This window comes from Nocardioides sp. LMS-CY (assembly GCF_018732145.1).
Taxonomy (GTDB): domain Bacteria; phylum Actinomycetota; class Actinomycetes; order Propionibacteriales; family Nocardioidaceae; genus Nocardioides; species Nocardioides soli.
The window spans coordinates 2697857-2722386 of the sequence record NZ_CP076104.1; the positions used below are offsets into that span (position 1 = coordinate 2697857).

General features: G+C 71.5%; 29 protein-coding genes. 13 read left to right on the plus strand and 16 right to left on the minus strand.

What is annotated here, in order from left to right; all coding sequences use genetic code 11:
• The first annotated feature begins 92 nt into the window (after positions 1 to 92).
• The gene (locus KM427_RS13020; protein ID WP_215527462.1) at positions 93 to 641 is read left to right on the plus strand and encodes a GNAT family N-acetyltransferase; all 549 of its coding nucleotides are present in this window, start codon (positions 93 to 95) and stop codon (positions 639 to 641) included.
• Positions 642 to 662: 21 nt separating this feature from the next.
• Here KM427_RS13020 and KM427_RS13025 read toward each other — a convergent pair whose 3' ends face one another.
• Both KM427_RS13025 and KM427_RS13030 read right to left on the minus strand, forming a co-directional pair.
• On the minus strand, positions 663 to 1226 hold the full coding sequence (locus KM427_RS13025; RefSeq protein ID WP_183594744.1) for a dihydrofolate reductase family protein: 564 nt from the start codon (positions 1224 to 1226) through the stop codon (positions 663 to 665).
• Positions 1227 to 1290: 64 nt separating this feature from the next.
• On the minus strand, positions 1291 to 1860 hold the full coding sequence (locus tag KM427_RS13030) for a dienelactone hydrolase family protein (RefSeq protein ID WP_215527463.1): 570 nt from the start codon (positions 1858 to 1860) through the stop codon (positions 1291 to 1293).
• A gap of 67 nt (positions 1861 to 1927) precedes the next feature.
• Here KM427_RS13030 and KM427_RS13035 point away from each other — a divergent pair, with 67 nt between their 5' ends.
• Positions 1928 to 2521 carry an ArsR/SmtB family transcription factor gene (locus KM427_RS13035; RefSeq protein ID WP_252274451.1) on the plus strand — a complete coding sequence of 198 codons (594 nt, stop codon included), beginning with the start codon at positions 1928 to 1930 and terminating at the stop codon, positions 2519 to 2521.
• On the opposite strand, the gene KM427_RS13040 is transcribed toward KM427_RS13035, so the two are convergent.
• The 4 genes from KM427_RS13040 to KM427_RS13055 form a co-directional block, all read right to left on the minus strand.
• Positions 2455 to 2988: an RNA polymerase sigma factor gene (locus KM427_RS13040; protein WP_215524136.1), complete on the minus strand. Its 534-nt coding sequence runs from the start codon at positions 2986 to 2988 to the stop codon at positions 2455 to 2457. The genes KM427_RS13035 and KM427_RS13040 overlap by 67 nt on opposite strands.
• 1 nt (position 2989) lies before the next feature.
• On the minus strand, positions 2990 to 3820 hold the full coding sequence (locus KM427_RS13045) for a hypothetical protein (RefSeq protein ID WP_215524137.1): 831 nt from the start codon (positions 3818 to 3820) through the stop codon (positions 2990 to 2992).
• A gap of 86 nt (positions 3821 to 3906) precedes the next feature.
• Complete coding sequence (locus tag KM427_RS13050; RefSeq protein ID WP_215524138.1) at positions 3907 to 4164, minus strand: Txe/YoeB family addiction module toxin; 258 nt, start codon at positions 4162 to 4164, stop codon at positions 3907 to 3909.
• A complete protein-coding gene (locus KM427_RS13055) occupies positions 4161 to 4406 on the minus strand; it encodes a type II toxin-antitoxin system Phd/YefM family antitoxin (protein WP_215524139.1) in 246 nt (81 codons plus the stop codon). Before KM427_RS13055 ends, KM427_RS13050 begins: the two co-directional genes overlap by 4 nt.
• A 316-nt stretch (positions 4407 to 4722) precedes the next feature.
• Here KM427_RS13055 and KM427_RS13060 point away from each other — a divergent pair, with 316 nt between their 5' ends.
• Together KM427_RS13060 and KM427_RS13065 are read left to right on the plus strand one after the other, a co-directional pair.
• Positions 4723 to 5196, plus strand: coding sequence for a hypothetical protein (locus tag KM427_RS13060; RefSeq protein WP_215524140.1), 474 nt, complete (start codon positions 4723 to 4725; stop codon positions 5194 to 5196).
• 46 nt (positions 5197 to 5242) lie between these two features.
• The gene (locus KM427_RS13065) at positions 5243 to 5638 is read left to right on the plus strand and encodes an MmcQ/YjbR family DNA-binding protein (RefSeq protein ID WP_215524141.1); all 396 of its coding nucleotides are present in this window, start codon (positions 5243 to 5245) and stop codon (positions 5636 to 5638) included.
• 12 nt (positions 5639 to 5650) lie between these two features.
• Here KM427_RS13065 and KM427_RS13070 read toward each other — a convergent pair whose 3' ends face one another.
• The 4 genes from KM427_RS13070 to KM427_RS13085 all read right to left on the minus strand — a co-directional run bounded on the left by KM427_RS13070 (position 5651) and on the right by KM427_RS13085 (position 9232).
• Complete coding sequence (locus tag KM427_RS13070; RefSeq protein ID WP_215524142.1) at positions 5651 to 8011, minus strand: ATP-binding cassette domain-containing protein; 2361 nt, start codon at positions 8009 to 8011, stop codon at positions 5651 to 5653.
• Between the two features lie 99 nt (positions 8012 to 8110).
• On the minus strand, positions 8111 to 8338 hold the full coding sequence (locus tag KM427_RS13075; protein ID WP_221200110.1) for a hypothetical protein: 228 nt from the start codon (positions 8336 to 8338) through the stop codon (positions 8111 to 8113).
• 11 nt (positions 8339 to 8349) lie between these two features.
• Positions 8350 to 8763, minus strand: a complete 414-nt coding sequence (locus KM427_RS13080; protein ID WP_183594737.1) for a VOC family protein — start codon at positions 8761 to 8763, stop codon at positions 8350 to 8352.
• A 10-nt stretch (positions 8764 to 8773) separates the two neighbouring features.
• Positions 8774 to 9232: a helix-turn-helix transcriptional regulator gene (locus KM427_RS13085; protein ID WP_215524143.1), complete on the minus strand. Its 459-nt coding sequence runs from the start codon at positions 9230 to 9232 to the stop codon at positions 8774 to 8776.
• Positions 9233 to 9346: 114 nt separating this feature from the next.
• On the opposite strand from KM427_RS13085, the gene KM427_RS13090 reads away from it, so the two are divergent.
• Positions 9347 to 9757 (plus strand): hypothetical protein, encoded by a 411-nt coding sequence (locus tag KM427_RS13090; RefSeq protein ID WP_183594735.1) that lies wholly within the window; start codon positions 9347 to 9349, stop codon positions 9755 to 9757.
• A gap of 36 nt (positions 9758 to 9793) precedes the next feature.
• Here KM427_RS13090 and KM427_RS13095 read toward each other — a convergent pair whose 3' ends face one another.
• A complete protein-coding gene (locus KM427_RS13095) occupies positions 9794 to 10810 on the minus strand; it encodes a zinc-dependent alcohol dehydrogenase family protein (RefSeq protein WP_183594734.1) in 1017 nt (338 codons plus the stop codon).
• Positions 10811 to 10895: 85 nt separating this feature from the next.
• On the opposite strand from KM427_RS13095, the gene KM427_RS13100 reads away from it, so the two are divergent.
• Positions 10896 to 12422, plus strand: coding sequence for a helix-turn-helix domain-containing protein (locus KM427_RS13100; protein ID WP_215524144.1), 1527 nt, complete (start codon positions 10896 to 10898; stop codon positions 12420 to 12422).
• Positions 12423 to 12864: 442 nt separating this feature from the next.
• On the opposite strand, the gene KM427_RS13105 is transcribed toward KM427_RS13100, so the two are convergent.
• Positions 12865 to 13137: a TFIIB-type zinc ribbon-containing protein gene (locus tag KM427_RS13105; RefSeq protein ID WP_183594732.1), complete on the minus strand. Its 273-nt coding sequence runs from the start codon at positions 13135 to 13137 to the stop codon at positions 12865 to 12867.
• 66 nt (positions 13138 to 13203) lie between these two features.
• On the opposite strand from KM427_RS13105, the gene KM427_RS13110 reads away from it, so the two are divergent.
• The 3 genes from KM427_RS13110 to KM427_RS13120 all read left to right on the plus strand — a co-directional run bounded on the left by KM427_RS13110 (position 13204) and on the right by KM427_RS13120 (position 15985).
• Positions 13204 to 14004: a glycerophosphodiester phosphodiesterase family protein gene (locus KM427_RS13110; protein WP_252274453.1), complete on the plus strand. Its 801-nt coding sequence runs from the start codon at positions 13204 to 13206 to the stop codon at positions 14002 to 14004.
• Positions 14005 to 14006: 2 nt separating this feature from the next.
• Positions 14007 to 15386 carry an MFS transporter gene (locus KM427_RS13115; protein WP_215524146.1) on the plus strand — a complete coding sequence of 460 codons (1380 nt, stop codon included), beginning with the start codon at positions 14007 to 14009 and terminating at the stop codon, positions 15384 to 15386.
• A gap of 218 nt (positions 15387 to 15604) precedes the next feature.
• Positions 15605 to 15985, plus strand: a complete 381-nt coding sequence (locus tag KM427_RS13120; RefSeq protein WP_183594729.1) for an RNA polymerase-binding protein RbpA — start codon at positions 15605 to 15607, stop codon at positions 15983 to 15985.
• 28 nt (positions 15986 to 16013) lie between these two features.
• On the opposite strand, the gene KM427_RS13125 is transcribed toward KM427_RS13120, so the two are convergent.
• The 4 genes from KM427_RS13125 to KM427_RS13140 all read right to left on the minus strand — a co-directional run bounded on the left by KM427_RS13125 (position 16014) and on the right by KM427_RS13140 (position 20052).
• Positions 16014 to 16526 (minus strand): FxsA family protein, encoded by a 513-nt coding sequence (locus tag KM427_RS13125; RefSeq protein WP_215524147.1) that lies wholly within the window; start codon positions 16524 to 16526, stop codon positions 16014 to 16016.
• On the minus strand, positions 16523 to 17290 hold the full coding sequence (locus KM427_RS13130; protein WP_502887135.1) for a polyprenol monophosphomannose synthase: 768 nt from the start codon (positions 17288 to 17290) through the stop codon (positions 16523 to 16525). The genes KM427_RS13125 and KM427_RS13130 overlap by 4 nt, the downstream gene beginning before the upstream one ends.
• Before the next feature lie 13 nt (positions 17291 to 17303).
• Positions 17304 to 18851: an apolipoprotein N-acyltransferase gene (gene lnt, locus KM427_RS13135; RefSeq protein WP_252274455.1), complete on the minus strand. Its 1548-nt coding sequence runs from the start codon at positions 18849 to 18851 to the stop codon at positions 17304 to 17306.
• Between the two features lie 583 nt (positions 18852 to 19434).
• Positions 19435 to 20052, minus strand: a complete 618-nt coding sequence (locus KM427_RS13140) for a TetR/AcrR family transcriptional regulator (RefSeq protein WP_215524148.1) — start codon at positions 20050 to 20052, stop codon at positions 19435 to 19437.
• 101 nt (positions 20053 to 20153) lie between these two features.
• Between KM427_RS13140 and KM427_RS13145 the strand changes: the two genes are divergently transcribed.
• The 4 genes from KM427_RS13145 to KM427_RS13160 are packed head-to-tail and all read left to right on the plus strand — an operon-like array spanning position 20154 to position 24511.
• Entirely contained in the window at positions 20154 to 20900 is a 747-nt protein-coding gene (locus KM427_RS13145) for an enoyl-CoA hydratase/isomerase family protein (RefSeq protein WP_183594726.1), read from the plus strand.
• Complete coding sequence (locus KM427_RS13150; RefSeq protein WP_215524149.1) at positions 20893 to 22314, plus strand: AMP-binding protein; 1422 nt, start codon at positions 20893 to 20895, stop codon at positions 22312 to 22314. The genes KM427_RS13145 and KM427_RS13150 overlap by 8 nt, the downstream gene beginning before the upstream one ends.
• The gene (locus KM427_RS13155) at positions 22311 to 23921 is read left to right on the plus strand and encodes an amidohydrolase (protein WP_215524150.1); all 1611 of its coding nucleotides are present in this window, start codon (positions 22311 to 22313) and stop codon (positions 23919 to 23921) included. The genes KM427_RS13150 and KM427_RS13155 overlap by 4 nt, the downstream gene beginning before the upstream one ends.
• Entirely contained in the window at positions 23918 to 24511 is a 594-nt protein-coding gene (locus tag KM427_RS13160) for a GNAT family N-acetyltransferase (protein ID WP_215524151.1), read from the plus strand. The genes KM427_RS13155 and KM427_RS13160 overlap by 4 nt, the downstream gene beginning before the upstream one ends.
• The last annotated feature ends 19 nt before the right edge of the window (positions 24512 to 24530 follow it).

A 24530-nucleotide genomic window follows, 5' to 3' on the forward strand; every position in this document is an offset into this window, starting at 1 on the left:
GCGTCGCCGTCTCAATCATCCTGACGCACCGCAGATCAGCACTCCGCCGATACGTCCTGTTCGAGGAGACGAGACGGCTACCGTGGGTGCGGATGACGTCGACATTCCTGCCGCTGCACACCGAGCGCCTGATCCTCCGGCCGCACGACACCGACGATGCCGACGCGCTGCTGGGTATCTACTCCCACCCCGAGGTCGCCAGATTTCTCCTGGATGAGCCGTGGACGGCGCAGGCCGCGCGGGACAAGACCGCCGAACGCGTTCGGAAGGCCGACCTGGACGGCGACACCGGCGCGCTCGCCCTCGTGATCGAGCATGCCGGAGCGGTGATCGGTGACGTGTCGCTGAGGCTCACCGACCGGGAACGCCGCGTGGCCGAGGTCGGGTGGGTGCTCGATCCGGACCATGGCGGCCGAGGCTTCGCGACCGAGGCGGTGCGGGCCGTGCTCGACCTGGCGTTCGACCACTACGGGGTGCATCGCGTCGCCGCGCAGATGGACGGCCGCAACGCCGCCTCGGCCAGGCTCGCACGCAACGCCGGCATGCGCCACGAGGCGCACCTGCGGCAGGACTGGTGGAGCAAGGGCGAGTGGACGGACACCATCGTCTACGGTCGGCTCGCCGCCGACCGTGACCAGTAGGCACTGGTTCGGGGCGGGCGCTCAGCGCCTGGTCTGGTACCTGGTCAGAAGCAGGCCGTCGGGAAACGTCCGGGTCTCCACCAGGTCCAGGTTCACCCAGTTGTCGAGCGCGGTGAAGAACGGCGTGCCGCCGCCCACCAGGACGGGCGCGGTGACCAGCACGTACTCGTCGATCAGCCCGGCGCGCATCGCCGCCGCGGCGAGGGTGGCGCCGGCGATGTCCATCGGTCCGCCGTCCTCGGCCTTGAGTCGGGTGATCTCGGGGACCGCGTCGCCGGTGCACAGGCGGGTGTTCCAGTCGACCGTGCCGACCGTCGAGGAGAACAGCACCTTGGGCATGTCCCGCCAGCGCCGTGCGTACTCGACCTCCGCCGGTGTGACTCCGGGCTGCTGGTCGGCCGTCGGCCAGTGGGAGCTCATGGCCTCCCACAGTCTGCGTCCGTACAGCGACAGTTCCGTCGCAGCCACCCGGTCGGACCACCACTGGAACAGCTCGTCACTCGGCACGCTCCAGCCGAGGTCGCCGCCGGGCCCGGCGATGTAGCCGTCCAGGCTCACGTTCATTCCGAAGGTCAGTTTTCGCACGGCGTCAGCCTCCCGTGAGTCGGTGTTCGGCGTACAGACCGACACGGCACGGAAGAGTCATCGGTCAGACCGCGGCGAGGAACGTCTGCACCCGCTGCATCAGCAGCGCGGCCGCCACCGCGTCGTACCCGTCGAGCGAGGAGTCGGCGAAGAGATGCTGGTCGCCGGGGTACAGGAACAGCTCGGCCTCCGCCGCGGAGTCGGCGAGCGCGCGTGCGGCCGGCAGGTCCTCGTCGAAGAACTCGTCGCCCTCCTTGCCGTGGATCTGCACCGGCACTCCCCCCGGCCAGGCCTCGCCGAACTCCGTGACGGGGAGGCACGAGTAGATGAGCAGCGCCCCGCGTGCACCGGGCCGGGTCTGCGCGAGTCGCTGGGCGATCGTCACGCCGAAGGAGAATCCGGCGTAGACGAGCGCGGGACCGAGGTCGTCGGCCGCGGCCGCCCCACGCTCGCGGATCGCGTCGAACCCCGCCTCACGCGCGAATCCGAAGCCCTCCTCGATGCTGTCGAACGTCCGACCGCCGAACAGGTCGGGCGTGTGCACGGTGTGCCCCGCCTGTCGCAGCTCATCGGCGAACGCCCGCACGCCGTCGGTCAGGCCCTGGATGTGGTGGTAGAGCAGCACCTCGGCCATGTCACTCCTATCCCCCGCTCATTGATCGAGAATATTGGAACATTCGGTGACGCTAGTCTGTTCTGTCGTGCCACACAACCTCCCGGACTACGAGCTCGCCGATCGGATGGCGCTCACCACCGCTGCCCAGGTGCGAGCTATCGGCCATCCGCTCCGTACGACGATCCTGCAGCTCCTGCACGAGCGGGCGGCGACCGTGAGCGAGCTGGCGGCCGCGGTCGAGCGGCCGAAGAGCACGGTGGCGCACCACGTGAACGTGCTCACCCGCAACGGTCTGCTCCAGGTCGTGCACACGCGGAAGGTGCGGGCCATCGAGGAGCGCTTCTACGGACGCACCGCGCGCATGTTCTACGTGGCCGCGGAGCCGTCAGGGGACGGCGGCGACGACCTGCCGCGCGACTTCAACGACTTCGAGGTGGCCGCGCGCGAGTCCGCGACGGCGTTCGAGCACGGCAAGCTCTGGGGCTTCATCCGGCATGCGCGCATCTCGGAGGGTCAGGCCTCCGAGTTCTGGGACCGGATGGCCGAGCTCGTCGCCGAGTTCGACCGGCTGCCGAGGTCCGGCGACTCCATGTACGGGTTCGCGATCGGCATCTACCCCACCGAGCACCCGACGCTGCCGACGAGGGCCTTGACCTCCGGGTCGGAGGCGAACGCCTGACGGGCCCGGTGCAGGCGCACGCGTGCGGTGCCCGGTCGGACGTCCAGCGCGACCGCGAGCTCCGCGGGCGTCAGGCACTCCCAGACGACCAGCCGGAGCACCTCGCGCTCCCCCGGCGACAGCCGGTCCATGGCCCTGGTGATCACGGCGGCCCGACCGGTGCCGGGCGGCCCGTCGGCCGCTGCTCCCGAGCCGTTCGGCCGGGCCGCGAGCTCGTCGACGACCGCGCCCTCCCGGCGCCTCCTGCGCGCGTCGGCCTTCAGCAGGTTGTGTGCGACCCGGAACAGCCAGGCCCGGCGCAGCATCGGGGCGGGCAGGTCGGCACGGCGGCGCCAGGCCACGGCGTACACCTCGGCCACCAGGTCCTCCGCGTCGCCGGTCGTTCGGCGCCGTAGGAACCCGAACACGTCGCGGGCGGTGTCGCGGTAGAGCTCCTCGAACTCCGCGGCGGTGATGTCTCGCCCCACGTCAGCGCTCCGCGAACCGGGCCATGGCGTCGGCTCGGGGGATGTCCGGCACCAGCTCGGGGCGGCAGTAGCCGTTGTTCTCGGCCAGGATCTCCGCGACCGCGTCGATGCTCCGCCCGTCGACGGCCTCGCCGAGCGCGGCCAGGTAGTAGAACTGGCTCTCGTCGCGGTAGCGGAACGTCCGGACCTCGCCGTCCTCGCCCTCCTCCTCGCCGGACTCCATCCGGCTGTACGGCGCGGGGTCGAGGTCGACCACGGCCGGCCAGGTCGGTGCCGCCTGGATGGTCTCGATGGCCTCGGTCCGCGCGGCCTCGTCGCCGGACCGCGTGGCGGCGGCCCACTCGCTCGACCAGGCACACAGGGCCTGATCGGCCAGCCAGGCACGCAGCGCCCCGGTGGAGACGTACTGCTCCCCCGGCCCGGCGAAGCGCACGTCGTGGAGCTGGTGCCGGATCGCGATCGCACGGAACCCCTCGGTGGGGAACGGGATGTCCGCCGACTCCTCCGCGACGACCTCGCCGTAGTCGGGAGCGCCGACGTCGAGGCTCTCCCCCGGCCCGCCCAGGCGGAGGTCCTCCGCGTCCACCGGCCCCTTGCCCGTCCGGGCGGAGAAGTGATCGGCGGTCGCGACGGCCGTGCCGCCGAGTACCCCGGCCGCGAGCACGCCGGCCGCGAGCAGGCGCACCACTCGGCGCCGCCTCGGCTCCTCGGCCATGGTCACGTGGACCCGGCCCCACACCCGCGCCACGTCGATGTCGACAGCCTCGGGCGCGGTGGGTGCGGCCTCCGCGACCAGCCGGTCGTGGTCGTCGGTCCAGGGTGTCGTGCGCATGGGTGCTCCGCTCGGTCGAGGTGGGTGCTCTCACCTCTTCCATGCCGAGGCGTTACCAGGTCGGCCGGTTCCTCGGCGGACCCACGTCACTTGTAGTGGAAGCGTGCCTGAAGGACGACGAGGTCCTCGCCATCGACCAGGTACACCAGGCGGTGCTCGTCGGTGATGCGGCGAGACCACGCACCAGCGAACATGTGCCTCAACGGCTCCGGCTTGCCGATGCCGTCGGTCGGGTCTCTCAGCGCGTCATCGATCAGCCGGTTGATCCGCTTGAGAATCTGCCGGTCGGCCTGCAGCCAGTGTTGGTAGTCGTCCCAGCCGTTCGGTGTGAAGACGAGCCTCACTCGGCGAGCTCGTGCTCGTGGCGATCGCCCGACCTCGCCTGCTGAAGGCTCTCGAGAAGCCGCTTGGCGTTGGCAGGCACCCGCAACAGGTAGGCCGTCTCCTCCAGAGCCGCGAACTCCTCGGCCGAGATCAAGACGGCATTGCCACGGCGCGAGGTGATCTCGACCGCGATGCGGTCGTTGTTGACCTTCTCGATCAGCGGAAACAGCTGCTTGCGGGCCTCACTCGCCGTGACGGGCATCGGAACCTCCTTCAAGTGGTACAGGTTTACGGTACCACTTGGGAAAGCTCTCATCGGCCGCCTTGACCGCCGGCCCCGCGCAGGGCCAGATCCCGGCGGCGACGAACGGAACGGGCACCAAGGCGGCGGTCAGGCCGGCGCGGGTGCCCACCGCAGGCGTCGCGAACGCGGCGGCGGTGAGCACGAGGACCGGCCGAGTCTGGTCCAGTGCCTCGATGGGTACCTGATCGACTCTCGAAGCTGGATTCGAAGCGCGGCGAGGACAATTTCCGACCTCGTGATACCAAATTCGTTGGGTCACACATAGGATGTCCCCGTGGACCAAGGACAGAGGCTGCTGTCGATCCGGCGGGAATGGCCAGGGGAGCTCGCCGTGATCACCGATCTCGGGCCGCGCTCGGCGATCCCGGACGAGTCGGACCAGGCCGCGCTCGCCACCGCGAGCGGCGACATCATCGCGGCGGCGCTCCGGCACGAGCGCGACGGCACCGCGGTCGCCGAAGTGTGGCAGGGCCCGGCGCCCGACGACCTGACGTGCGCCTATGCCTGCCAGTTCCACACGGCCAGCGGCGCGGTCATCCTCGGCGACGCACACTACGAGGAGCAGGCCGTCGCCCGGATCGGCGCCGGCACCCACCGGCTGCGGATCCTCACGAACGAGACCGAGCGGCCCGGTCTGGTCGCCTTCGAGTTCACCCCGCAGCCGCGAGGCGTGCTGCCGCTCGTCCCGTGCCGGTCGCGGGGCGTGCGCGACCGGGCCACCCTCCGCAGCCGGGTCTGCGGTCCCTGAGCCGGCGCCCTTCCTCCGGGGAGCCGACTCCCCTAGCGTGGCCGCCGTGGCCCACCCGCTGATGTTCGACGACGACGATCCCGTGCTCGGACGCCTCCGGGCGATCACACTGGCGCTGCCCGACGCCGCGGAGAAGGTCTCCCACGGCACTCCGGCGTTCTACACGACCAAGGTGTTCGCCTACTACGGCGGCAGCGAGAAGATCGGCGACGGCCACGAGCGGCACGGCGCCTCGGTGCTGGTGCTGGCCGACCCGGTCGAGCGGCCGGCTCTGCTCGACGACCCGCGCTGCTTCCACCCGATGTACCTCGGGGTCTCCGGCTGGGTCGGACTCGACCTCGACGACCGGACCGACTGGCGGGAGGTGGCCGAACTGGTCGAGACGTCGTACCGCCGGACCGCCGGGGTACGCCGGGTCAGGCTGCTCGACCAGGCCCGCTGAGCGCGGTCGCGCTCAGCCGCCGACGTACGCCGCCAGGTGCTCGCCCGTCAGCGTCTTCCGCTTCGCGCCGACGAGGTCCGCCGGTGTGCCCTCGAAGACGACCGTGCCGCCGTCGTGACCGGCGCCCGGGCCGAGGTCGATGATCCAGTCGGCGTGCGCCATCACCGCCTGGTGATGCTCGATGACGATCACCGACTTGCCGCTGTCGACCAACCGGTCGACCATGCCGAGCAGGTTCTCGACGTCGGCGAGATGCAGGCCGGTCGTCGGCTCGTCGAGCACGTAGATCCCACCCTTCTCCCCCAGGTGCGTCGCGAGCTTGAGCCGCTGCCGCTCGCCGCCCGAGAGCGTCGTCAGCGGCTGGCCGATCTTGAGGTAGCCCAGGCCGACGTCGGCGAGCCGCATCAGGACCTTGTGCGCGGCCGCCAGCTTGCCGGCGCCGTCGGCGAAGAACGCCTCGGCCTCGGCCACCGACATCGTGAGCACCTCGTCGATGTCCTTGCCGCCGAAGCGGTACTCCAGCACCGAGGCGTCGAAGCGCTTGCCCTCGCACACCTCGCAGGTCGTGGCGGTGCCGGCCATCATCCCGAGGTCGCTATAGATCACCCCGGCGCCGTTGCAGTTGGGGCAGGCGCCGTCGGAGTTGGCGCTGAACAGGCCCGGCTTCACGCCGTTCTCCTTGGCGAAGGCCTTGCGGATCGGATCGAGCAGGCCGGTGTACGTCGCGGGGTTGCTGCGCCGCGAGCCCCGGATCGCGCTCTGGTCGACGGTCACGACGCCCTCGCGCGGCGACACCGAGCCGTTGATCAGCGAGCTCTTGCCCGAGCCGGCCACGCCGGTCACCACCACCAGCACCCCGAGCGGGATGTCGACGTCGACGTTCCGCAGGTTGTGGGTGGACGCTCCGCGGATCTCGATGGCCCCAGTCGCGGTGCGCACCGACTCCTTGAGCGTGGCCCGGTCGTCGAGGTGTCGGCCGGTGACCGTGTCGCTCCCCCGCAGCCCGTCGACCGTGCCCTCGAAGCAGATCGTGCCGCCGTCGGAGCCCGCGCCCGGGCCGAGGTCGACGACGTGGTCGGCGATCGTGATCGTCTCCGGCTTGTGCTCGACGACGAGCACGGTGTTCCCCTTGTCACGCAGCTGGAGCAGCAGCTGGTTCATCCGCTGGATGTCGTGCGGGTGCAGGCCGATCGTCGGTTCGTCGAAGACGTAGGTGACGTCGGTGAGCGAGGAGCCGAGGTGGCGGATCATCTTGGTGCGCTGGGCCTCGCCGCCCGACAGGGTCCCCGCGGGCCGCTCGAGCGAGAGGTAGCCGAGGCCGATCTCGACGAACGAGTCGAGGGTCTCCCCCAGCGCGTCCACGAGCGGCTTCACCGACGGCTCGTCGAGCTCGTGCACCCAGGTGGCGAGGTCGCTGATCTGCATGGCGCACAGGTCGGCGATGCTCTTGCCCCGGATCTTGGAGGCCCGCGCATGCTCGGCGAGCCGGGTGCCGTCGCACTCCGGGCAGGTGGTGAACGTGATCGCCCGCTCCACGAACGCCCGGATGTGCGGCTGCATCGAGTCGACGTCCTTGGACAGCATCGACTTCTGGATGGTCGGGATCAGGCCGCTGTAGGTCAGGTTGATGCCCTCGACCTTGATCTTGGTGGGCTCCTTGTACAGCAGGTCGGCCAGCTCCCGCTTGGTGTACTTCTTGATCGGCTTGTCGGGGTCGAAGAAGCCGGAGCCGCGGAAGATCCGGCCGTACCAGCCCTCCATGCTGTAGCCGGGGATCGTGATCGCGCCCTCGTTGAGCGACTTCTCCTCGTCGTACAGCGCCGTCAGGTCGAAGTCGTTGACCGAGCCGCGGCCCTCGCAGCGCGGGCACATGCCGCCGGTGATGCTGAAGCTGCGGCGCTCCTTCACCTCGCGCCCGGCCTTCGTGACGGTGACCGCCCCGGCGCCGCTGATCGACGCCACGTTGAAGGAGTAGGCCTGCGGCGAGCCGATGTGCGGGTCGCCGAGCCGGCTGAAGAGGATCCGGAGCATCGCGTTCGCATCGGTCGCGGTGCCGACGGTCGAGCGCGGGTCGGTGCCCATCCGCTCCTGGTCGACGATGATCGCCGTGGTGAGCCCGTCGAGGACGTCGACGTCGGGCCGCGCGAGCGTCGGCATGAACCCCTGCACGAAGGCGCTGTAGGTCTCGTTGATCAGCCGCTGCGACTCGGCCGCGACCGTGCCGAAGACGAGCGAGCTCTTGCCCGAGCCGGAGACCCCGGTGAACGCCGTGAGCCGGCGCTTCGGGATCTCGACGCTCACGTCCTTGAGGTTGTTGACCCGGGCTCCGGTGACGCGGATCAGGTCGTGGCTGTCGGCTGCGTGAGACGGCATGCGGGGATTCTCTCCTGTCGTACGACGGCGGTCGATCGATCGGACCCGGGCTCGCTCCGGAATCCATCGGTCCGGTGGGCCGGGCCCAGTACTTCGGGCTCAGTCCTCCGGCAGGGCGGCGAAATCCTTCTTGGTCTGCCGGTACCAGCCGAGGCCCTTGACGGGGCGCTTCCAGCGTCCGCGCATGTCGTCGTTGGCGGGCACGTGGGCCTGGTCGCCGGCGGCGACCATCGCCTTGAGGTGCTCGTCCTGCTGGTGGATGACGTCGTCGGCGGTCTCGCCCTGGAACGCCTGGTCGCAGGGTCCGCCCAGCTGCTGGCAGCTCATGGTCTTCACGGTCAGGACCCCATCTGCTGGATGCGGACCATGTTGCCGGCGGGATCGCGGACCGCACAGTCGCGCATCCCCCAGGGCTGGTCGGTCGGCTCCTGGACGACCTCGACGTCGCTGGCCTGCAGCTGGTCGAAGGTCGAGTCGAGGTCGGGCGTCGCGAGCATGATGCTGGCGTAGGTGCCCTTGGCCATCATCTCGGCGATGACCTTGCGCTCCTCGTCGGTGGTGCCTGGGTCGGCCCCCGGCGGGTGGAGCACGATGTTGACGCCCGGCTGCTGTGGCGGGCCCACGGTGAGCCAGCGCATGCCCTCGTAGCCGACGTCGTTGCGGAGCTCGAAGCCGAGCGTGTCGCGGTAGAACCCCAGGGCGGCGTCCGGGTCGTCCTGCGGAAGGAAGGTGGTGTGAATGCTGATGTCCATGACCACGACCTTAGGAGCGGCCGGCGAGGGGCGCTTCTCGATTCCTGACCGGATTGCGCACCGGCCGGGTGACCTTCTTGGACTCGCACGACGGCACGCCGGCCATCTCCTGCCGGGACCGCACCTTGTAGTCGCTGGGCGACATGCCGACCAGCTCGGAGAAGCGGGTGCTGAAGGTGCCGAGCGACTGGCAGCCGACCGCGAAGCAGACGTCGGTGACGCTCAGGTCCCCGCGGCGCAGCAGCGCCATCGCCCGCTCGATGCGGCGCGTCATCAGGTAGGAGTACGGCGACTCGCCGTACGCCGCCTTGAACCGGCGGCTGAGGTGGCCCGCCGACATGTTGACCCCGTGGGCGAGCGCCTCGACGTCGAGCGGTTGGGCATACTCCCGGTCCATCCGGTCGCGCACCCGGCGCAGCAGCGCCAGGTCGCGCAGCCGCTGGGACTCGGCGGCGTCGCGACTGCTCACGCCCGCGATCCTACGGGTCCGCGCCGACAGCGGGCCGACAGTGGGAGCGGGCCGAGGCCGCGAAAGGCTCCCCTGGCGGGACGTCTCGGCGTCGGGGGCAATAGGCTGCGCACCATGGCGACTCCCGAGCGACGTACCGCACCCGGCACCCCGGCTGTTCCCGCCGCGGCGCCTGCCGCCTCCGGCCCGGTGCCGGTGATGGCGCCCTTCGGCTGGCTGCTGATCCTCTCCGCCGGCATCGGCCTGATCATGGCGACCTGGCTCCTCTACGGCACCGAGTACGACGGCATGTGGGCCGGCTACCGCGACGGCATCATCGGCACCGTCGTGGTGCTCTGCGCGATGGCGCTGAACACCACGCTGCCCAAGAAGCCCTTCCTGGGGCTGCTCGGCCTCTGCGGCATCCTGCTGATCCTGTTCGCGGTGTTCCTCGAGAACGAGACCGCGGTCTTCGTCGCCGAGCTGGCCTCCGGCATCGTGCTGCTGGTCGGCACCGGCCTGTACGCCTCCGGTCGCCGCGACTGACGTCTCGGTAGCCGCCACCCATCGCTCGTCCGGTCGTCAGGGCCGGACGAGCACCTTGATCGCGCGGCGCTCGTCCATCGCGCGGTAGCCCTCGGCGACGTCGTCGAGCGGCACCGTCAGGTCGAAGACGAGCCCGGGGTCGATGCCGCCGGCGAGCACCCGCTCGAGCAGCTCGGGGAGGTACCGACGGGTCGGCGCGACGCCGCCCGCCAGGCCGACGTTGCGGCCGAACATCCGGCGCACCGGCAGCTCCACCCCGTGCGGCACGCCCACGAAGCCGACCGTCGCGCCGGGCCGGGCGACCCGGAACGCCGTCTGCATCGCCTGGTCGGTGCCGACGCACTCGAGCACCGCGTCGGCACCGACGCCGCCGGTGATCTCCATGACCGCGGCCGTCGCGGCCCGGTCGCGCTCGGCGACGATGTGCGTAGCGCCGAAGGCCGTGGCGATCCGCTGCCGCGGCTCGTGACGAGACATCGCGATGATCGTCTCGGCCCCGAGGAGGGCGGCGGAGAGCACGCCGAACAGCCCGACCGCGCCGTCGCCGACGACGACCGCCGTACCTCCGTCGCGGACGCCGGCGGACGTCGCCGCGTGGTAGCCGGTCGGGAACACGTCGGCCAGCGTCAGCAGCGCCGGGATCAGCGCCTCGTCGGGCATGCCGTCGGTCGCGACCAGGCTGCCGTCGGCCTGGCTCACGCGGGCGTACTCGGCCTGACCGGTCTCCGTGGCGCCCGGGTTGACGCAGGCGCTCTGGACGCCGTTGCGGCAGTGCACGCAGGTGTTGTCGCAGTGGTTGAACGGCACGATCACGAAGTCGCCGGGCCGGATCGACGACACGTCGGCGCCGACCTCCTCGACCACCCCCACGCACTCGTGGCCGATGGTCTCGCCGGGCGTGATGTCGTTCTCGCCGCGGTAGGGCCACAGGTCCGAGCCGCAGATGCAGCCGGCGACCACGCGCACGATCGCGTCGGTCGGCTCCTGGATCGTCGGGTCCGGTACGTCGGTGACGCGGATGTCTCGGGTACCGTGGATCGTCGTCGCGCGCATGCCGCCCATCCTGTCAGGCCCGTGCGACACCCCGGGCCGCCTCCGATTTGCGTCGTTATCTCATATGTGAGTTACCGTGATCGGCATGACCGAGAGCTACAAGAACCGCATCGGCAACCTCATCCGCGACGCCCGCAAGCACCGCGGGCTCACCCAGCACCAGCTCGCCGACCTGCTCGGGACCAGCCAGTCGGCGGTGAACCGGATCGAGAAGGGGCACCAGAACCTCTCATTGGAGATGCTGGCCCGGATCGGCGCCGCTCTCGACTCCGAGATCGTCGCCGTCGGCGCCGGCCCGACCCACCTGCGCGTGACCGGCCCGACCACGCTCTCCGGGGAGATCGACGTCAAGACCTCGAAGAACGCCGGCGTCGCGCTGCTCTGCGCGGCCCTGCTCAACCGGGGCCGGACCACGCTGCGCAAGGTCGCCCGGATCGAGGAGGTCAACCGCCTCCTCGAGGTGCTGAGCAGCCTCGGCGTGCAGTGCCGCTGGCTCAACGCGGACAACGACCTCGAGATCGTCCCGCCGCGTGAGCTGGACCTCGAGCACATCGACGCGGCGGCCGCACGGCGTACCCGCTCGATCATCATGTTCCTCGGCCCGCTGCTGCACCGCGTCGAGACGTTCGAGCTGCCGTACGCCGGTGGCTGCGACCTCGGCACCCGTACTGTCGAGCCGCACATGTCGGCGCTGCGCCCCTTCGGCCTCGAGGTGAAGGCCACCGAGGGCCACTACCACGCCTCGGTCAACCGGGCGATCGAGCCGGACCGCCCGATCGTGCTCACCGAGCGCGGCGACACGGTCACCGAGAACGCCCTGATGGCGGCCGCCCTGCACCCCGGCACCACCGTGATCCGCAACGCGTCGTCGAACTACATGGTCCAGGACCTGTGCTTCTACCTGCAGCGGCTCGGCGTGGCCGTGGAGGGCATCGGCACGACGACGCTCACCGTCACCGGACGCAGCGAGATCGACGTCGACGTCGACTACGCGCCGAGCGAGGACCCGATCGAGGCGATGTCGCTGCTCGCGGCGGCGATCGTGACGAAGTCGGAGATCACCATCCGGCGGGTGCCGATCGAGTTCATGGAGATCGAGCTCGCGGTGCTCGAGGAGATGGGCCTGAAGTACGACTCCTCCGCCGAGTACGTCGCGCTCAACGGGCACACCCGCCTCGTCGACATCACCACGAAGCCCTCCGAGCTGCACGCCCCGCTCGACAAGATCCACCCGATGCCGTTCCCCGGCCTCAACATCGACAACCTGCCCTTCTTCGCGGTGATCGCCGCCGTCGCCCAGGGGCAGACGCTGCTGCACGACTGGGTCTACGAGAACCGCGCGATCTACCTGACCGACCTGAACAAGCTCGGTGCGCGGGTCAAGCTGCTCGACCCGCACCGGGTGATGATCGAGGGGCCCACCGGTTTCAGCGGCACCGAGCTGGTCTGCCCGCCGGCCCTGCGCCCGGCCGTGGTGATCCTGCTGGCCATGCTCGCGTCGAAGGGCACCTCGGTGCTGCGGTCGACGTACGTCATCCACCGCGGCTACGAGGACCTCGCCGAGCGGCTCAACCAGCTCGGCGCCAACATCGAGCCCTTCCGGGACATTTGAGCGCGCCGACGCCGAGCTTGCGAGGCGTCGGAAACCCGCGCCAGGTCGAGGAGCCCCGCGGCTGAGGAACGAAGCCGCGACGGGCGTCTCGAGACCTCAGTCGTGGTCTCGAAACCTAGCCGGTCGGCCCGGGTCGAGTCGGCGGTCGGTGGTTTCGAGACGGTTGCTAGCGCAACCTCCTCAACCACCGTGCTGCGGGCGTTTCGGGACCGCGACCTATCGGCCGGATCGAGACGGTTGCTAGCGCAACCTCCTCAACCACCGTGCTGCGGGCGTTTCGGGACCGCGACCTGTCGACTGGGTCGAGTCGGCGGTCGGTGGTTTCGAGACGGTTGCTAGCGCAACCTCCTCAACCACCGTGCTGTGGGCGTTTCGGGACCGCGACCTGTCGGCCGGGTCGAGTCGGTTGCTAGCGCAACCTCCTCAACCACCGTGCCGCGGCTCAGTCGAAGAGCGTCTCCACCCAGGCGCGGGCGTGCGGCCGGCCGGCGGGCGGGGCGGTCATGTCCTCGGTGATCCGTGGCATGGGCGCGGTGTGCTGCCCGGCGTGCCGGTGCCAGTCGCCCTCGGCCTCGATCAGGGCGCCGAGGTCGGCGCGGGCGAGGAAGACCCCGTGCCCGTCGGGGCACGAAGCGATCTCGCCCTCCCCGTGGGCCGCGCCGAGCGAGCGCGTGACCATCTCGGAGCCACAGCGAGGACAGGTCAAGGTCTCCATGGTCCGACGCTACCGCTCGGCCGGGCACCCGGCTCGGATGCACGCCGCTGCATGGATACTTCATCCGTGACCGCCCCGCGCACCGGCTACGCCTACCTCGACGCCGTGCTCGACCACCCGGGCGGCGTCCTGGCCTTCGCGCACCGCGGCGGTGCCTACCATCCCGAGGTCGAGGGCCTGGAGAACACGCTGGCCGCCTTCCGGCACGCCGCCGGCCTCGGCTACCACTACCTCGAGACCGACGTGCACGTGACGCGGGACGGCGTGCTGCTCGCGTTCCACGACAGCGTCCTCGACCGGGTCACCGACCACCGCGGCGAGATCGGTGCGCTGAGCCACGCCGAGGTGCGTGGCGCGCTGGTCGGCGGCCGCGAGTCGGTGCCGTCCCTCGCCGAGCTCTTCGACGCCTTCCCCGACGCCCGGTTCAACATCGACCTCAAGTCCGACGGCGCGGTCCCGGCGCTGGCGGAGTTCATCGCGGCCCGCGACGCGTGGGACCGGGTGCTGGTCGGCTCCTTCTCGCGCCGTCGTACGGCGCGGTTCCGGCGGCTCACCCACGGTCGGGTGCCGACCTGCGCGACGCCCGCCGAGATCGCGGCGTTCCGGCTGCTGCCCGCCCGGCTGGCGGGCCTGCTCGCCCGCAACGCCGCGGCCCTGCAGATCCCGCATCGACGCGGGCGGGTCGTGGTCGCGACCGCGGGGCTGGTGCGCCGGGCGCACGCAGCCGGTCGGCACGTGCACGTCTGGACCATCGACACCGCCGACGAGATGCGGGTGCTGCTGGACCGGGGCGTCGACGGTCTCTTCACCGACCGCACCGACATACTCAAGGCGGTCCTCGTCGAGCGGGGTCAGTGGAGGGAGTAGTGATGACCGCAGCCGGCCTCGATCCACGGAGCAGGGCTCGGGAGCAGCGGGCGTGGTACTGGTACGACTGGGCCAACAGTGCCTACGTCACGACCACGGCGGCGGTGCTGTTCGCGCCGTACCTCACCTCGGTCGCCGAGAAGGCCGCCTGCGGGTTCGTGACCGACGAGGACGCCGGCGAGAAGTGCACGACCGACCTCCACGTCCTGGGGCTCAGCCTCTCGGCCGGGTCGCTGGTCTTCTACATCGTCACGGTCGCCACGATCATCTCCGCGGTGGTGCTGCCGATCGTCGGCGCGGTCGCCGACCGCAGCTCGAGCAAGCCTCGGCTGCTCGGCGGCTTCGCGTGGGCGGGCAGCCTGATGGCGGCGCTGATGTTCCTGGTGGCGGGCAGCAACTGGCAGCTGGGCGCGCTGCTGCTCCTGCTGGCCACGCTGTGCCTCGGCGCGAGCCTGGTCGTCTACGACGCGATCCTGGTCGAGATCGCCGAGCCCGACGAGCGCGACAAGGTCTCCTCCAAGGGCTGGGCGCTCGGGTACCTCGGCGGCGGGCTGCTGCTCGCGCTCAACTTCGTGCTGCTCAGCGTGATGAGCGACAACACCGAGCTGGCGGTGCGGATCAGCCTGCTCTCCGCCGGCGTCTGGTGGGCCGTCTTCACGATCATCCCGGTGCGCGGCATCCGGTCGCGGCCACCCGTCGACCCGGTGCGCGTGCCGGCCGACGGTCGGGCCGGCCTGCTGCAGGCGAGCTTCGGGCAGCTCTGGCACACCCTGAAGGACCTGCGCGGCTACCCCGTCACGCTCACGTTCCTGCTCGCCTACCTCTTCTACAACGATGGGATCCAGACGGTCATCTACGCCGCGTCGGTGTACGGCGAGAAGCAGCTGGGCTTCGAGAAGAGCACCGTGCTGATGGCCTTCCTCGTCGTGCAGTTCGTCGGCATCGCGGGCGCGCTCGGCTTCGGCCGGGTCGCGGCCCGGGTCGGGGCCTACCGGGTGATCCTGGGCGGCCTGTTCATCTGGCTGCTCGTGGTGGTCGCCGGCTGGCTGACCCCCGCGGACAACCTCGTGCTGTTCCTGCTGCTCGCGATGGCCATCGGCGTGGTCCTGGGCGGCACGCAGGCGCTCTCCCGGTCCTTCTACAGCCAGCTGATCCCCCGCGGCCGCGAGGCGGAGTACTTCTCGCTCTACCAGGCCTGCGAGCGCGGCACGAGCTGGATCGGCACGCTGATCTTCGGTCTGGTCCACCAGTGGACCGACTCGTACCGGCCGGCACTGCTCGCCCTGATGGTGCTGTTCGTGCTCGGCATCGCGCTGCTGGTCCGGGTCGACCCGCGTCGCGGCATCCGGGAGGCCGGCAACGAGCTCCCCCAGGTGGTCTGACAGCCACCCGGACCGGCGCACTCCGGACTTTGCTGAGAAGTCCCTGTGATGACGCGCACGCGCGTCGATTCCCGGAATCTTGCCCCGCCCTCTACCGTTGAACGGGTTGAGGTGCCGACGAGCGGGGTACACGATTCCCCGAGACCCCGCGTCATACGTGGGACACTCGTCCGTCTCGGACAGGCAAATTTCGGGGGACAAGATTCGGGAGGTGGCTCATGGCGGAGCGCACTCTGCGTGGAGCGCGGCTCGGGGGCCAGAGTTTCGAGGATGAGCGCGGCATCGAGTTCGCGGCTCGTCAGCAGGTCGGCTACCGGTGCCCGCAGGGGCACGAGTTCGAGATCACGATGTCGGTCGAGGCCGACGTGCCGGCCGTGTGGGAGTGCCCGCGCTGCGGCGCCGAGGCGCTCAGCGTCGCCGGCATCCAGCCCGAGGCGAAGGTCGAGAAGCCGGCCCGCACCCACTGGGACATGCTGCTGGAGCGGCGCTCGGAGAAGGAGCTCGAGGACATCCTCAAGGAGCGACTCGAGCTCCTGCGCGGTGGTGAGATCGGCCCCGCGCACCTGCACCGCGCGAACAAGAAGCGTCGGGTCTCCTGACGCCGACGACGAGTGACCGGGTCGCTGGTCACTCGTCGTCGATGACCTCGCCCCGGACGACGGGCCCCGAGCCGGGCCCGGGTCCGGGGCCTTGTCGTCCCGGTCCCCCTGCGCCGCCCTGGGGTCCCCTCGGCGGCCGTACGTCGATGCTCCCGATCGTCAGCCGGCGGGCGACCGCCGCCGCGAGCAGGCGCCGGAACAGCGGCCGGGTGAAGGGCAGGATTAGCAGGATCCCGAACGCGTCGGTGACGAATCCGGGCGCCAGCAGCAGGGTGCCGCCGAGCAGGATCAGCGCCCCATCCGCGATCTCCGTGGCCGGCATCCGCCCGCCGTCGATCGCCTCGCGCAGCGCCCGCCAGGCCCGGCCGCCCTCGTGCTTGATCAGCCAGGTGCCCAGGAGTGCGTCGAGCACCAGGAGCAGGATCGTCCAGCCGGCGCCGATCACCTGGCCGACCTGGACCAGTACGTAGATCTCGATCAGCGGGACCAGCACGAAGAGGACGAAGAGCACGCCCTGGACCAGCCGGCGGCGCCGGTTCATCGGGTGACCCTCCGGCGTACCTGGGCGAGCCGCTCGCGCGCGCCCCAGGCGGTGATCCGCCGCAGCGACTCGGCGGCGACCGCGCCGCTCATCTTGGAGTCGCCGCGGATGCGCTCGACGAACTCGATCGGGACCTCGCGGACGGTCAGCCCGGCGTTGAGGGTCCGGGCGACCATGTCGGTCTGGAAGACGTAGCCGGTCGACTGCACCGAGCCCAGGTCGATCTTCTCGAGCGTCGTGCGACGGAACAGTCGATAGCCGGCGGTCGCGTCCCGCACCGGCACGCCGAGCAGCAGCCGCACATAGAGGTTGCCGCCACGCGAGAGCAGCTCGCGCCGCAGCGGCCAGTTGACCACCGCTCCCCCAGGCACCCAGCGGGACCCGATGACCAGGTCGGCGTCCCGCAGCGCCTCGAGCAGTCGGTCCAGCTGCTCGGGCTGGTGGGACCCGTCGGCGTCCATCTCGCCGATCACGTCGTAGCCGGCCTCGAGCGCGACCCGGAAGCCGTGCAGGTACGCCGCGCCGAGGCCCTCCTTGGCGGTGCGGTGGACGACCCGGACCGCCTCGTCGGCGGCGGCCAGCTCGTCGGCGATCGCGCCGGTGCCGTCGGGCGAGCCGTCGTCGACGACCAGCACGTCGATCGCCGGGTGCGCGGCGCGCAGCCGCCCGACGATCCACGGCAGGTTCTCGGCCTCGTTGTAGGTCGGGATCACCATGACCACACGGCCCAGGCCGTCGATCTCGTCTCTCGGGGTGGGGGTCACCGGTGTCGCCTGCTCACTCGCTCCTGCTCTCCTCGGCGCCGGCGACGCCGGTCGGCTGGGGTGCCGGCTCGACGTCTCGCCGAGCACGTGACCGACGATACGGGACCCAGGCGAACGCGAGGCCGACGACGGTGAGCGCGGCGAACAGGCGTCCGGACCACGGGCCGATCCGCACCGCGGGCGTCACCGAGGAGACCAGTCCGACCTGCTCGACGAGCGCGGCCTGGGTGCGCGGCTCGGCGCTCGTGACCACCGTGCCGTCGGGGGCGATCACCCCGGTGACGCCGTTCGTCGAGGCCACGACGAGCCAGCGTCCGGTCTCGATCGCCCGGAGCCGGGTGATCGCGAACTGCTGGTCGATCTGGTCGGTGTGGATGAAGGTCGCGTTGCTGGTCTGCACGGTCAGCATCTCGGCGCCCCGCGAGACCTGGGCGTAGATGCCGTCGTCGTACGCGACGTCGAAGCAGATCGAGTCCGCGACCTCGACGCCCGCGATCCGCAACGGCTCCTCCCGGGTGCCGCTGAGCATGTCGCGGGGGATCTCGGCGAGCCGGCCGAACTGGCGGGTGAAGAACTTGCGGGCGGGTATGTACTCGCCGAAGGGCACCGGGTGCCGCTTCGTGTACCGGTCGCCCGCACCGGTGACGGGGTCCCACACGATCCCCTGGTTGAGCACGTGCTCGGGCCCGGCGTCGACGATGGCGCCGACGAGGATCGGTACGCCGATCGCGTCGCTCGCGGCCAGGATGCCCGCATTGGTCTGCTGGTCGCGGAACGGGTCGATCGCGGTGGAGTTCTCGGGCCAGACCACGAAGTCGGGTCGTGGCTCACGGCCGGCGGCGACGTCCTGCGCCAGCCGGGTCGTGACGTCGATCTGGTTCTGGGTGACCTGGCGGTAGTCGTAGAGGATGTCGTCGCCGTCGCCCGGCACGTCGCCCTGGATCGCGGCGACCGTCGCGGTGCCCGCACTGTCGCCCTGCCACGAGACCGCCACCGGCACCAGCGACGCGGCGACCAGCCCGGCCAGCGCGCCCGCCGCGATCCGGCGTTCCCGGCCGCGCGCGACCAGGAGCCAGGCGAGCAGCGTGCCGCTCAGGGCCAGCACGAAGCTGACGCCGACCGAGCCGATCCACGGCAGCGCGTCGGCGACGAAGGTGTCGGCGGTGGCGAAGGCCAGCCGGCCCCACGGCATCCCGCTGAACGGCCAGCCGCTGCGCCAGACCTCGATCGCGGTCCAGGCGGCCGCCGTCCACAGCGGCCACCAGCGGTGCCGGGTGAGCACGGTGACCAGCGAGCCCAGCAGGGCGATGAAGAGGGCCTCCGCGGTGGCGAGGGCGAGCCAGGCGTCCGGGCCGACCGCGCGCATCCAGAACAGGTGCACCCACTGGAAGCCGATCCCGAAGGCGAGCGCGGGGATCCATCCGGTGCGCAGCCGCAGGCCGCGACAGCACAGCACGAAGGCGGCGATGCAGAACGGGATCACCATCGGGAGCGCCACGGGCTCGAAGGCGAGCGACAGCGCCACGCCACCGAGGGCGGCGACCAGGATCCGGGGCAGCACGACCCGACGATATCCAGCGACCTGCAATACCGCCGGGCCGGTTCACCGGAAGGATCCCGCGCCCTTCGGACCAACCCGAACCCGACCGGCTGCCGGGGTCGTGCTGTTGTCTAGGGGACGCGGGCCCCCTCCGCATCCGCTCTCGGGGCCGGCGGACCGACCTCCGCGAACAGGGTCGGAAGCGTGGGTGGCACGCCCACCCCCGACCCGGCCACTCGGACGCCGGTTCGCCGACCGCGATCTGCATGAACGGACCGCCGTCACAGTGGTGCGCGAACGGCTCCGTGTCAACCGCCCGATGACCTGCGCCGATGCGTGAATCCGCAGGTCAGACGCGCGCGTCACGAGACCAATTCCGGGCAAAATTTCCAGGCTCCATCGGCGTGTCGCGCGCGACGCGCCGATGGCGTGACTCGGACGGCTCAGCCTCGATCCACCGATTTGCGGCGTCGCGAGCGTCACCAGGCGGGTGTGCTGGCCAGGCACCGGCGCGAGCGTCGTACTGGTTGTCCGTTGAGCGTCGGTAACGCAGCCAGCGCCCCGAATGGTGGCGCGCAGCAGGCGGAAATCGGTGGATCGAGGCTCAGGTCGGGTCCGCCAGGCGCAGCGCCATCTGGGCGTACTCCGCCGCCAGCGCGTCGAGGTCGAGCTCGCCGCCGGGGGTCCACCAGCGGGCCACACCGCTGCACATCTCGAGCAGCGCGCGGCGTACGACGGCCGGGCGGCCGATCCGGAACTCGCCGGTCGCCACCCCGTCGTCGAGTGCCCGCTGCCAGATCCGCTCGTAGCGGTCGCGCAGCGCCACGATCTCGGCACGCGCCGCGGAGGCCAGCGCCCGCACCTCGTCGTCGACGACGCGGGTCCGCTCGGGGGCAGCAGCATGGGTGCGGACGTGCAGCTCCACCAGGGCGACCAGCCGCTCGCGCGGCGACGGGTGCGCGGCGACCGCTCGCTCCCCCGCCGCCAGCAGGTCCTCGAGGCTCGCCCGCATGATCGCCACGAGGAGGTCCTCCTTGGTGCCCATGTAGTGGTAGAGCGACGCCGACGAGAGTCCGGCGGCGTCCGCGAGCTGCCGGATGCCGGTGCCGTGGTAGCCGCACTCGGCGAAGAGGGTGAGCGCGACCGACCGCAGCCGCTCCTCGGTGGAACCGGTGCCTGCTGCGGGCTCGGCTGGGGACTCGGTCGTGGGCCGTGCGGGCACTTGACCCCCTCTCGTACGAAGTCCTACCGTGCCGATGATGCCCTATCGATCGATCGATCGGTAGGGACGGGTGACCGACCTGACGATCGAAGGAGGCGGCCGTGGAGGTCGAGTACGTGCGCGACGGGGGCCTCGCGCTGATCCATCTCAACCGCCCCGACCGGCTCAACGCCGTCGTGCCCGCCCTCACCGAGGACCTCGCGGCGGCGCTCGCCCGCGCCGCGCGCGAGGACGCCCGGGCCGTGGTGCTGGCCGGGCGCGGTCGGGCGTTCTGCGCCGGCCACGACCTCAAGGAGCCGGAGCCGGTCGAGACGCCGGTGCAGACCCGCGCCCGGCTGGAGGAGATCCAGGACGTCACCCGGCTGGTCCGCCGCTTCCCCGGGCCGGTCGTCGCCGCCGTGCACGGCTACGCCCTCGGCGCCGGTTGCGAGTTCGCGCTCGCCTGCGACGTGGTGGTGGCGACCGAGGACGCGCAGTTCGGCTTCCCCGAGGTGGGCGTCGGGCTGAGCGTCACCGGGGGGATCTCCAAGCTGCTGCCCGTCCTCGTCGGCTGGGCGAAGGCCAAGGAGCTGCTGCTGCTCGGCGACCGGATCACCGGCGCCGAGGCGGGGCGGATCGGCATGGTGGCGCGGGTGGTGCCGCCAGGGGAGCACGAGACCGCCGCGGTCGAGCTCGCCCGTCGGCTGGCCGAGCGGCCGCCGCTCGCGCTGAGCCTCGCGAAGCAGGTGCTCGACCACGGCCTCGACGCCACCCTGGAGGACGCCATGCTGCGCGAGGTGGACCACGCCATCCTGACGTCGCTGTCGGGCGAGGGCGCCGCGCCCAAGGAGGCCTTCACCCGTGGCTGAGCCGACGCTCGTCTCCGCGCTCCTGGAGGCCGCCGAGCGGTGGCCGGAGCGCCCGGCCTGGACGTTCGCGGGCCCGGACCGGACCGAGACGCTGAGCTTCCTCGCGATCGAGGATCAGACCGCGGTCCGCGCCCATGCGCTGCGCGGGCGCGGCGTCGGACCTGGCGACCGGGTCGCGGTCATGCTCGACAACGTCATCGACTTCCCGATCGTCTGGCTGGCGCTCGCGCGACTGGGCGCCGCGATCGTGCCGCTCAACGTGAAGTACCGCAGCGCCGACGCGCAGCACGTCCTCGACGACGCCGGCGCGCGGCTGGCGGTCACGTCGCCGGCGTACGCCGACCTGCTCAGCGGCCTCTCCCCCGCGCCCGAGGTCGTGCTGGTCGACGAACTGGTGCCGACCACCAGCGAGCTCCCAGGGCTCGGGCCGGTCGACCCGGGCGCGACCGTCAACCTCCAGTACACCTCCGGCACCACCGGGCGGCCCAAGGGCTGCCTGCTCTCCCACCGCTACTGGACCACGCTGGGCGGGAGCATGATCGAGGAGTTCCCGCGCATCGGGTCCGACGACGTGCTGCTCACCGCGCAGCCGTTCTTCTACCTCGACCCGATGTGGAACCTCGTCACCGCGCTGATGGCCGGCGCCCACCTGATCGTGCTCGACGGCTTCCACCCGTCGACGTTCTGGCAGCAGGTCCGCCGCTACGAGGTGACGTACTTCTACTGCCTCGCCGCGATGCCGACGCTGCTGCTGAAGATGCCGGTCGACGAGCGCGACCGCGACCATCGGGTGCGCGCCGTGCAGTGCTCGGCGATCCCGCCCGCGCTGCACGCCGAGCTGGAGGAGCGCTGGGGCGTGCCGTGGTTCGAGGCCTTCGGCATGACCGAGACCGGCGCCGACATCCGGGTCACCCCCGAGCACCACGACGAGCTGGTCGGGTCGGGCTGCCTCGGCCGGCCCGCGGCGCACCGCGAGGTGCGCCTCGACGACGACGGCCAGCTGTGGCTGCGCGGCCCGGGGATGATGGACGGCTACCTCGGGCACCCCTCGCCGTTCGTCGACGGCTGGTTCCCGACCGGCGACCTCGCGCGCCTCGACGACGAGGGCCGCGTCTACCTGGTGGGTCGGCTCAAGGACATGATCCGCCGCAGCGGGGAGAACATCGCCGCCCGTGAGGTCGAGGAGGTGCTGCTCGCCCACCCCGCCGTCCGGCTGGTCGCGGTCGTCGGCGTGCCCGACGAGATCCGCGGCGAAGAGGTCAAGGCGTACGTCGTGGCGCCGGGTGTCTCCTCCGACGAGCTCGAGGCGTGGTGCGCGGACCGGCTGGCGGCGTTCAAGGTGCCCCGGCTGTGGGAGTTCCGCGACGATCTGCCGCTGACCGCCTCCCACCGCGTCGAGAAGAGCAGGCTGTGAAGGCGGACCTGCTCCTGACCAACGCCCGGGTGCGCACGCTCGAGGGTCCCGGGAACGGCGAGGTCGCCTCGGCCGTGGCGATCTGGCGCGACCGGATCGTCGCCCTCGAGGACATGCCCGCGCACCGCACGATCGACCTCGGCGGCGCCGTCGTGACGCCCGGCTTCCACGACGCGCACAACCACATGGCGTGGTACGGCCTGTCGCTGGACGAGGTGGACCTACGGGTGCCGACCCTGGACGCGCTGTACGACGCGATCGCGAGGCGGGCCGCCGCGGCGCCGGCGGGCGCCTGGATCGTCGGCGCGGGGTACGACGAGAACAAGCTCGGTGCCCATCCCGACCGTGACGCGCTCGACCGGGCGGCGCCGGGACGCAGGGTCTGGCTCAAGCACACGTCGGGCCACATGTGCCTGGTCAACGGCCCGCTGCTCGCCGATCTCGGGATCGCCGACGTTCCGGTGCACGTTGCGGGCGGGCTGGTCGTCGTGGACGCCGACGGTCGGCCGACCGGGCTGCTGCAGGAGCAGGCGCAGCAGCTGCTGAACCGGCTGGTCCTCCCCTACCCCGTCGCCACGCTCGTCGACGCGATCGAGCGCGCCGGCCGGGTCTACCTGTCGCAGGGCATCACCAGCGTCACCGAGGCGGGCGTCGGGGGCGGCTGGATCGGCAAGAGCCCGGTCGAGGTCGCGGCGTACCAGCGGGCCCGCGACGGCGGCCGGCTGCCGGTGCGGGTCGAGCTGATGGTCGCGGCCGACGTGCTGCACGACCTGCCCGCGCACGAGTCCGACGACATCACGCTCGGCCTCGACCTGGGGATCCGGACCGGGCTGGGCGACGACCGGCTGCGCATCGGGCCGGTGAAGATCTTCAGCGACGGGTCGCTGATCGGGCACACGTGCGCGCTGACCGAGGACTTCGCGGACAGCCCCGGCAACCACGGCTTCCTCCAGGACGACGCCGCGGCACTGCGCACCCGCATCGTCGAGGCGCACCGCTCGGGCTGGCGGGTCGCCGCGCACGCGATCGGCGACGCGGCCATCGACCTGGTGCTCGACGCCGTCGAGGAGGCGCAGCGGCGCTGGCCGCGGCCCGACGTACGACACCGGATCGAGCACTTCGGGGTCTCCCGGCCCGACCAGGTCGCCCGCGCGGCGGCGCTCGGCGTGGTGCCGGTGCCGCAGGGGCGGTTCGTCGGCGAGATCGGCGACGGGATGCTGCGCGCCCTCGGCCCCGCGCGCGCCGGCTGGGCCTACCGATACCGCTCCCTGCTCGACGCCGGGATCACGGTCCCCGGCAGCTCCGACCGGCCGGTGGTCGACGGGGCCCCGCTGCTCGGGATGCACGACCTGGTCAACCGGCGCACCGACGGCGGGCTGCCGTGCGGGCCCGAGGAGGCGGTCAGCGGGCTCGAGGCACTGACGGCGTACACGCTCGGCTCGGCGTACGCCTCGCACGCCGAGCGCGACCGCGGCACGATCGCCGCCGGGAAGTACGCCGACCTCGCCGTGCTGTCCGACGACCCCGCTACCGTCGACCCCACGACGATCCGCGACATCGAGGTGCTCTCGACCGTCCTGGCCGGAGAGGTGGTGTGGGAGCGGTGAGGCTGGTCGAAGCGGACGAGCTGTCCCCCGCCGAGCTCGCGGCGGTCGAGCGGATCTATCGAGACGCCTTCCCAGAGGAGCTGCTGGCGCCGTTCCCCGATCTCTTCGCCGACCGGATGCTGGTGCTGCTGGACGACGACGGCCCGGCCGGCCTGGCCCTGGTGCGCGATCTCGCCGGCACCACCTGGACGTTCCTTCGCTACTACGCCGTCGGCCGCCGCGGCCGCGGCACCGGCTCGGCCATGTGGGGTGAGCTCACCCGGCTGCTCACCGACGAGGGCCGCACCCGGCTGGTCTGGGACGTCGAGGACCCCGACGAGCGCGGGTTGTCCGAGGACGCCGTCACCGAGCACCGGCGCCGGATCGCCTTCTACGAGCGCCTCGGCGCGCGGCTCCTGCCGGTGCGCGAGTACCACCCGCCCCACGGCGACGGGCACGAGCCCCAGATGCGCCTCATGGACACCGTGCTGGGAGCCGGCGACCGGGCCGAACTGCGCGAGCTGGTCGAGGGGGTGTACTGGCTCCGCTACGGCAGCGACCCGGACCATCCCCAGGTGCGCCGGACGTTGCTGGCCAGTGACCTGATCTGACCGAAGAACATGCGGCTAT

Bases quoted from the DNA above. Each gene is read 5' to 3' on its own strand.
- KM427_RS13080 (WP_183594737.1), bottom strand. From the start codon at position 8,763: ATGGACATCAGCATTCACACCACCTTCCTTCCGCAGGACGACCCGGAC.
- KM427_RS13045 (WP_215524137.1), bottom strand. From the start codon at position 3,820: ATGCGCACGACACCCTGGACCGACGACCACGACCGGCTGGTCGCGGAG.
- KM427_RS13125 (WP_215524147.1), bottom strand. From the start codon at position 16,526: ATGAACCGGCGCCGCCGGCTGGTCCAGGGCGTGCTCTTCGTCCTCTTC.
- KM427_RS13070 (WP_215524142.1), bottom strand. From the start codon at position 8,011: ATGCCGTCTCACGCAGCCGACAGCCACGACCTGATCCGCGTCACCGGA.
- KM427_RS13095 (WP_183594734.1), bottom strand. From the start codon at position 10,810: ATGCGCGCGACGACGATCCACGGTACCCGAGACATCCGCGTCACCGAC.
- KM427_RS13020 (WP_215527462.1), top strand. From the start codon at position 93: ATGACGTCGACATTCCTGCCGCTGCACACCGAGCGCCTGATCCTCCGG.
- KM427_RS13090 (WP_183594735.1), top strand. From the start codon at position 9,347: ATGGCGACTCCCGAGCGACGTACCGCACCCGGCACCCCGGCTGTTCCC.
- KM427_RS13100 (WP_215524144.1), top strand. From the start codon at position 10,896: ATGACCGAGAGCTACAAGAACCGCATCGGCAACCTCATCCGCGACGCC.
- KM427_RS13120 (WP_183594729.1), top strand. From the start codon at position 15,605: ATGGCGGAGCGCACTCTGCGTGGAGCGCGGCTCGGGGGCCAGAGTTTC.
- KM427_RS13055 (WP_215524139.1), bottom strand. From the start codon at position 4,406: ATGCCCGTCACGGCGAGTGAGGCCCGCAAGCAGCTGTTTCCGCTGATC.
- KM427_RS13030 (WP_215527463.1), bottom strand. From the start codon at position 1,860: ATGGCCGAGGTGCTGCTCTACCACCACATCCAGGGCCTGACCGACGGC.
- KM427_RS13105 (WP_183594732.1), bottom strand. From the start codon at position 13,137: ATGGAGACCTTGACCTGTCCTCGCTGTGGCTCCGAGATGGTCACGCGC.
- KM427_RS13075 (WP_221200110.1), bottom strand. From the start codon at position 8,338: ATGAGCTGCCAGCAGCTGGGCGGACCCTGCGACCAGGCGTTCCAGGGC.
- KM427_RS13115 (WP_215524146.1), top strand. From the start codon at position 14,007: ATGACCGCAGCCGGCCTCGATCCACGGAGCAGGGCTCGGGAGCAGCGG.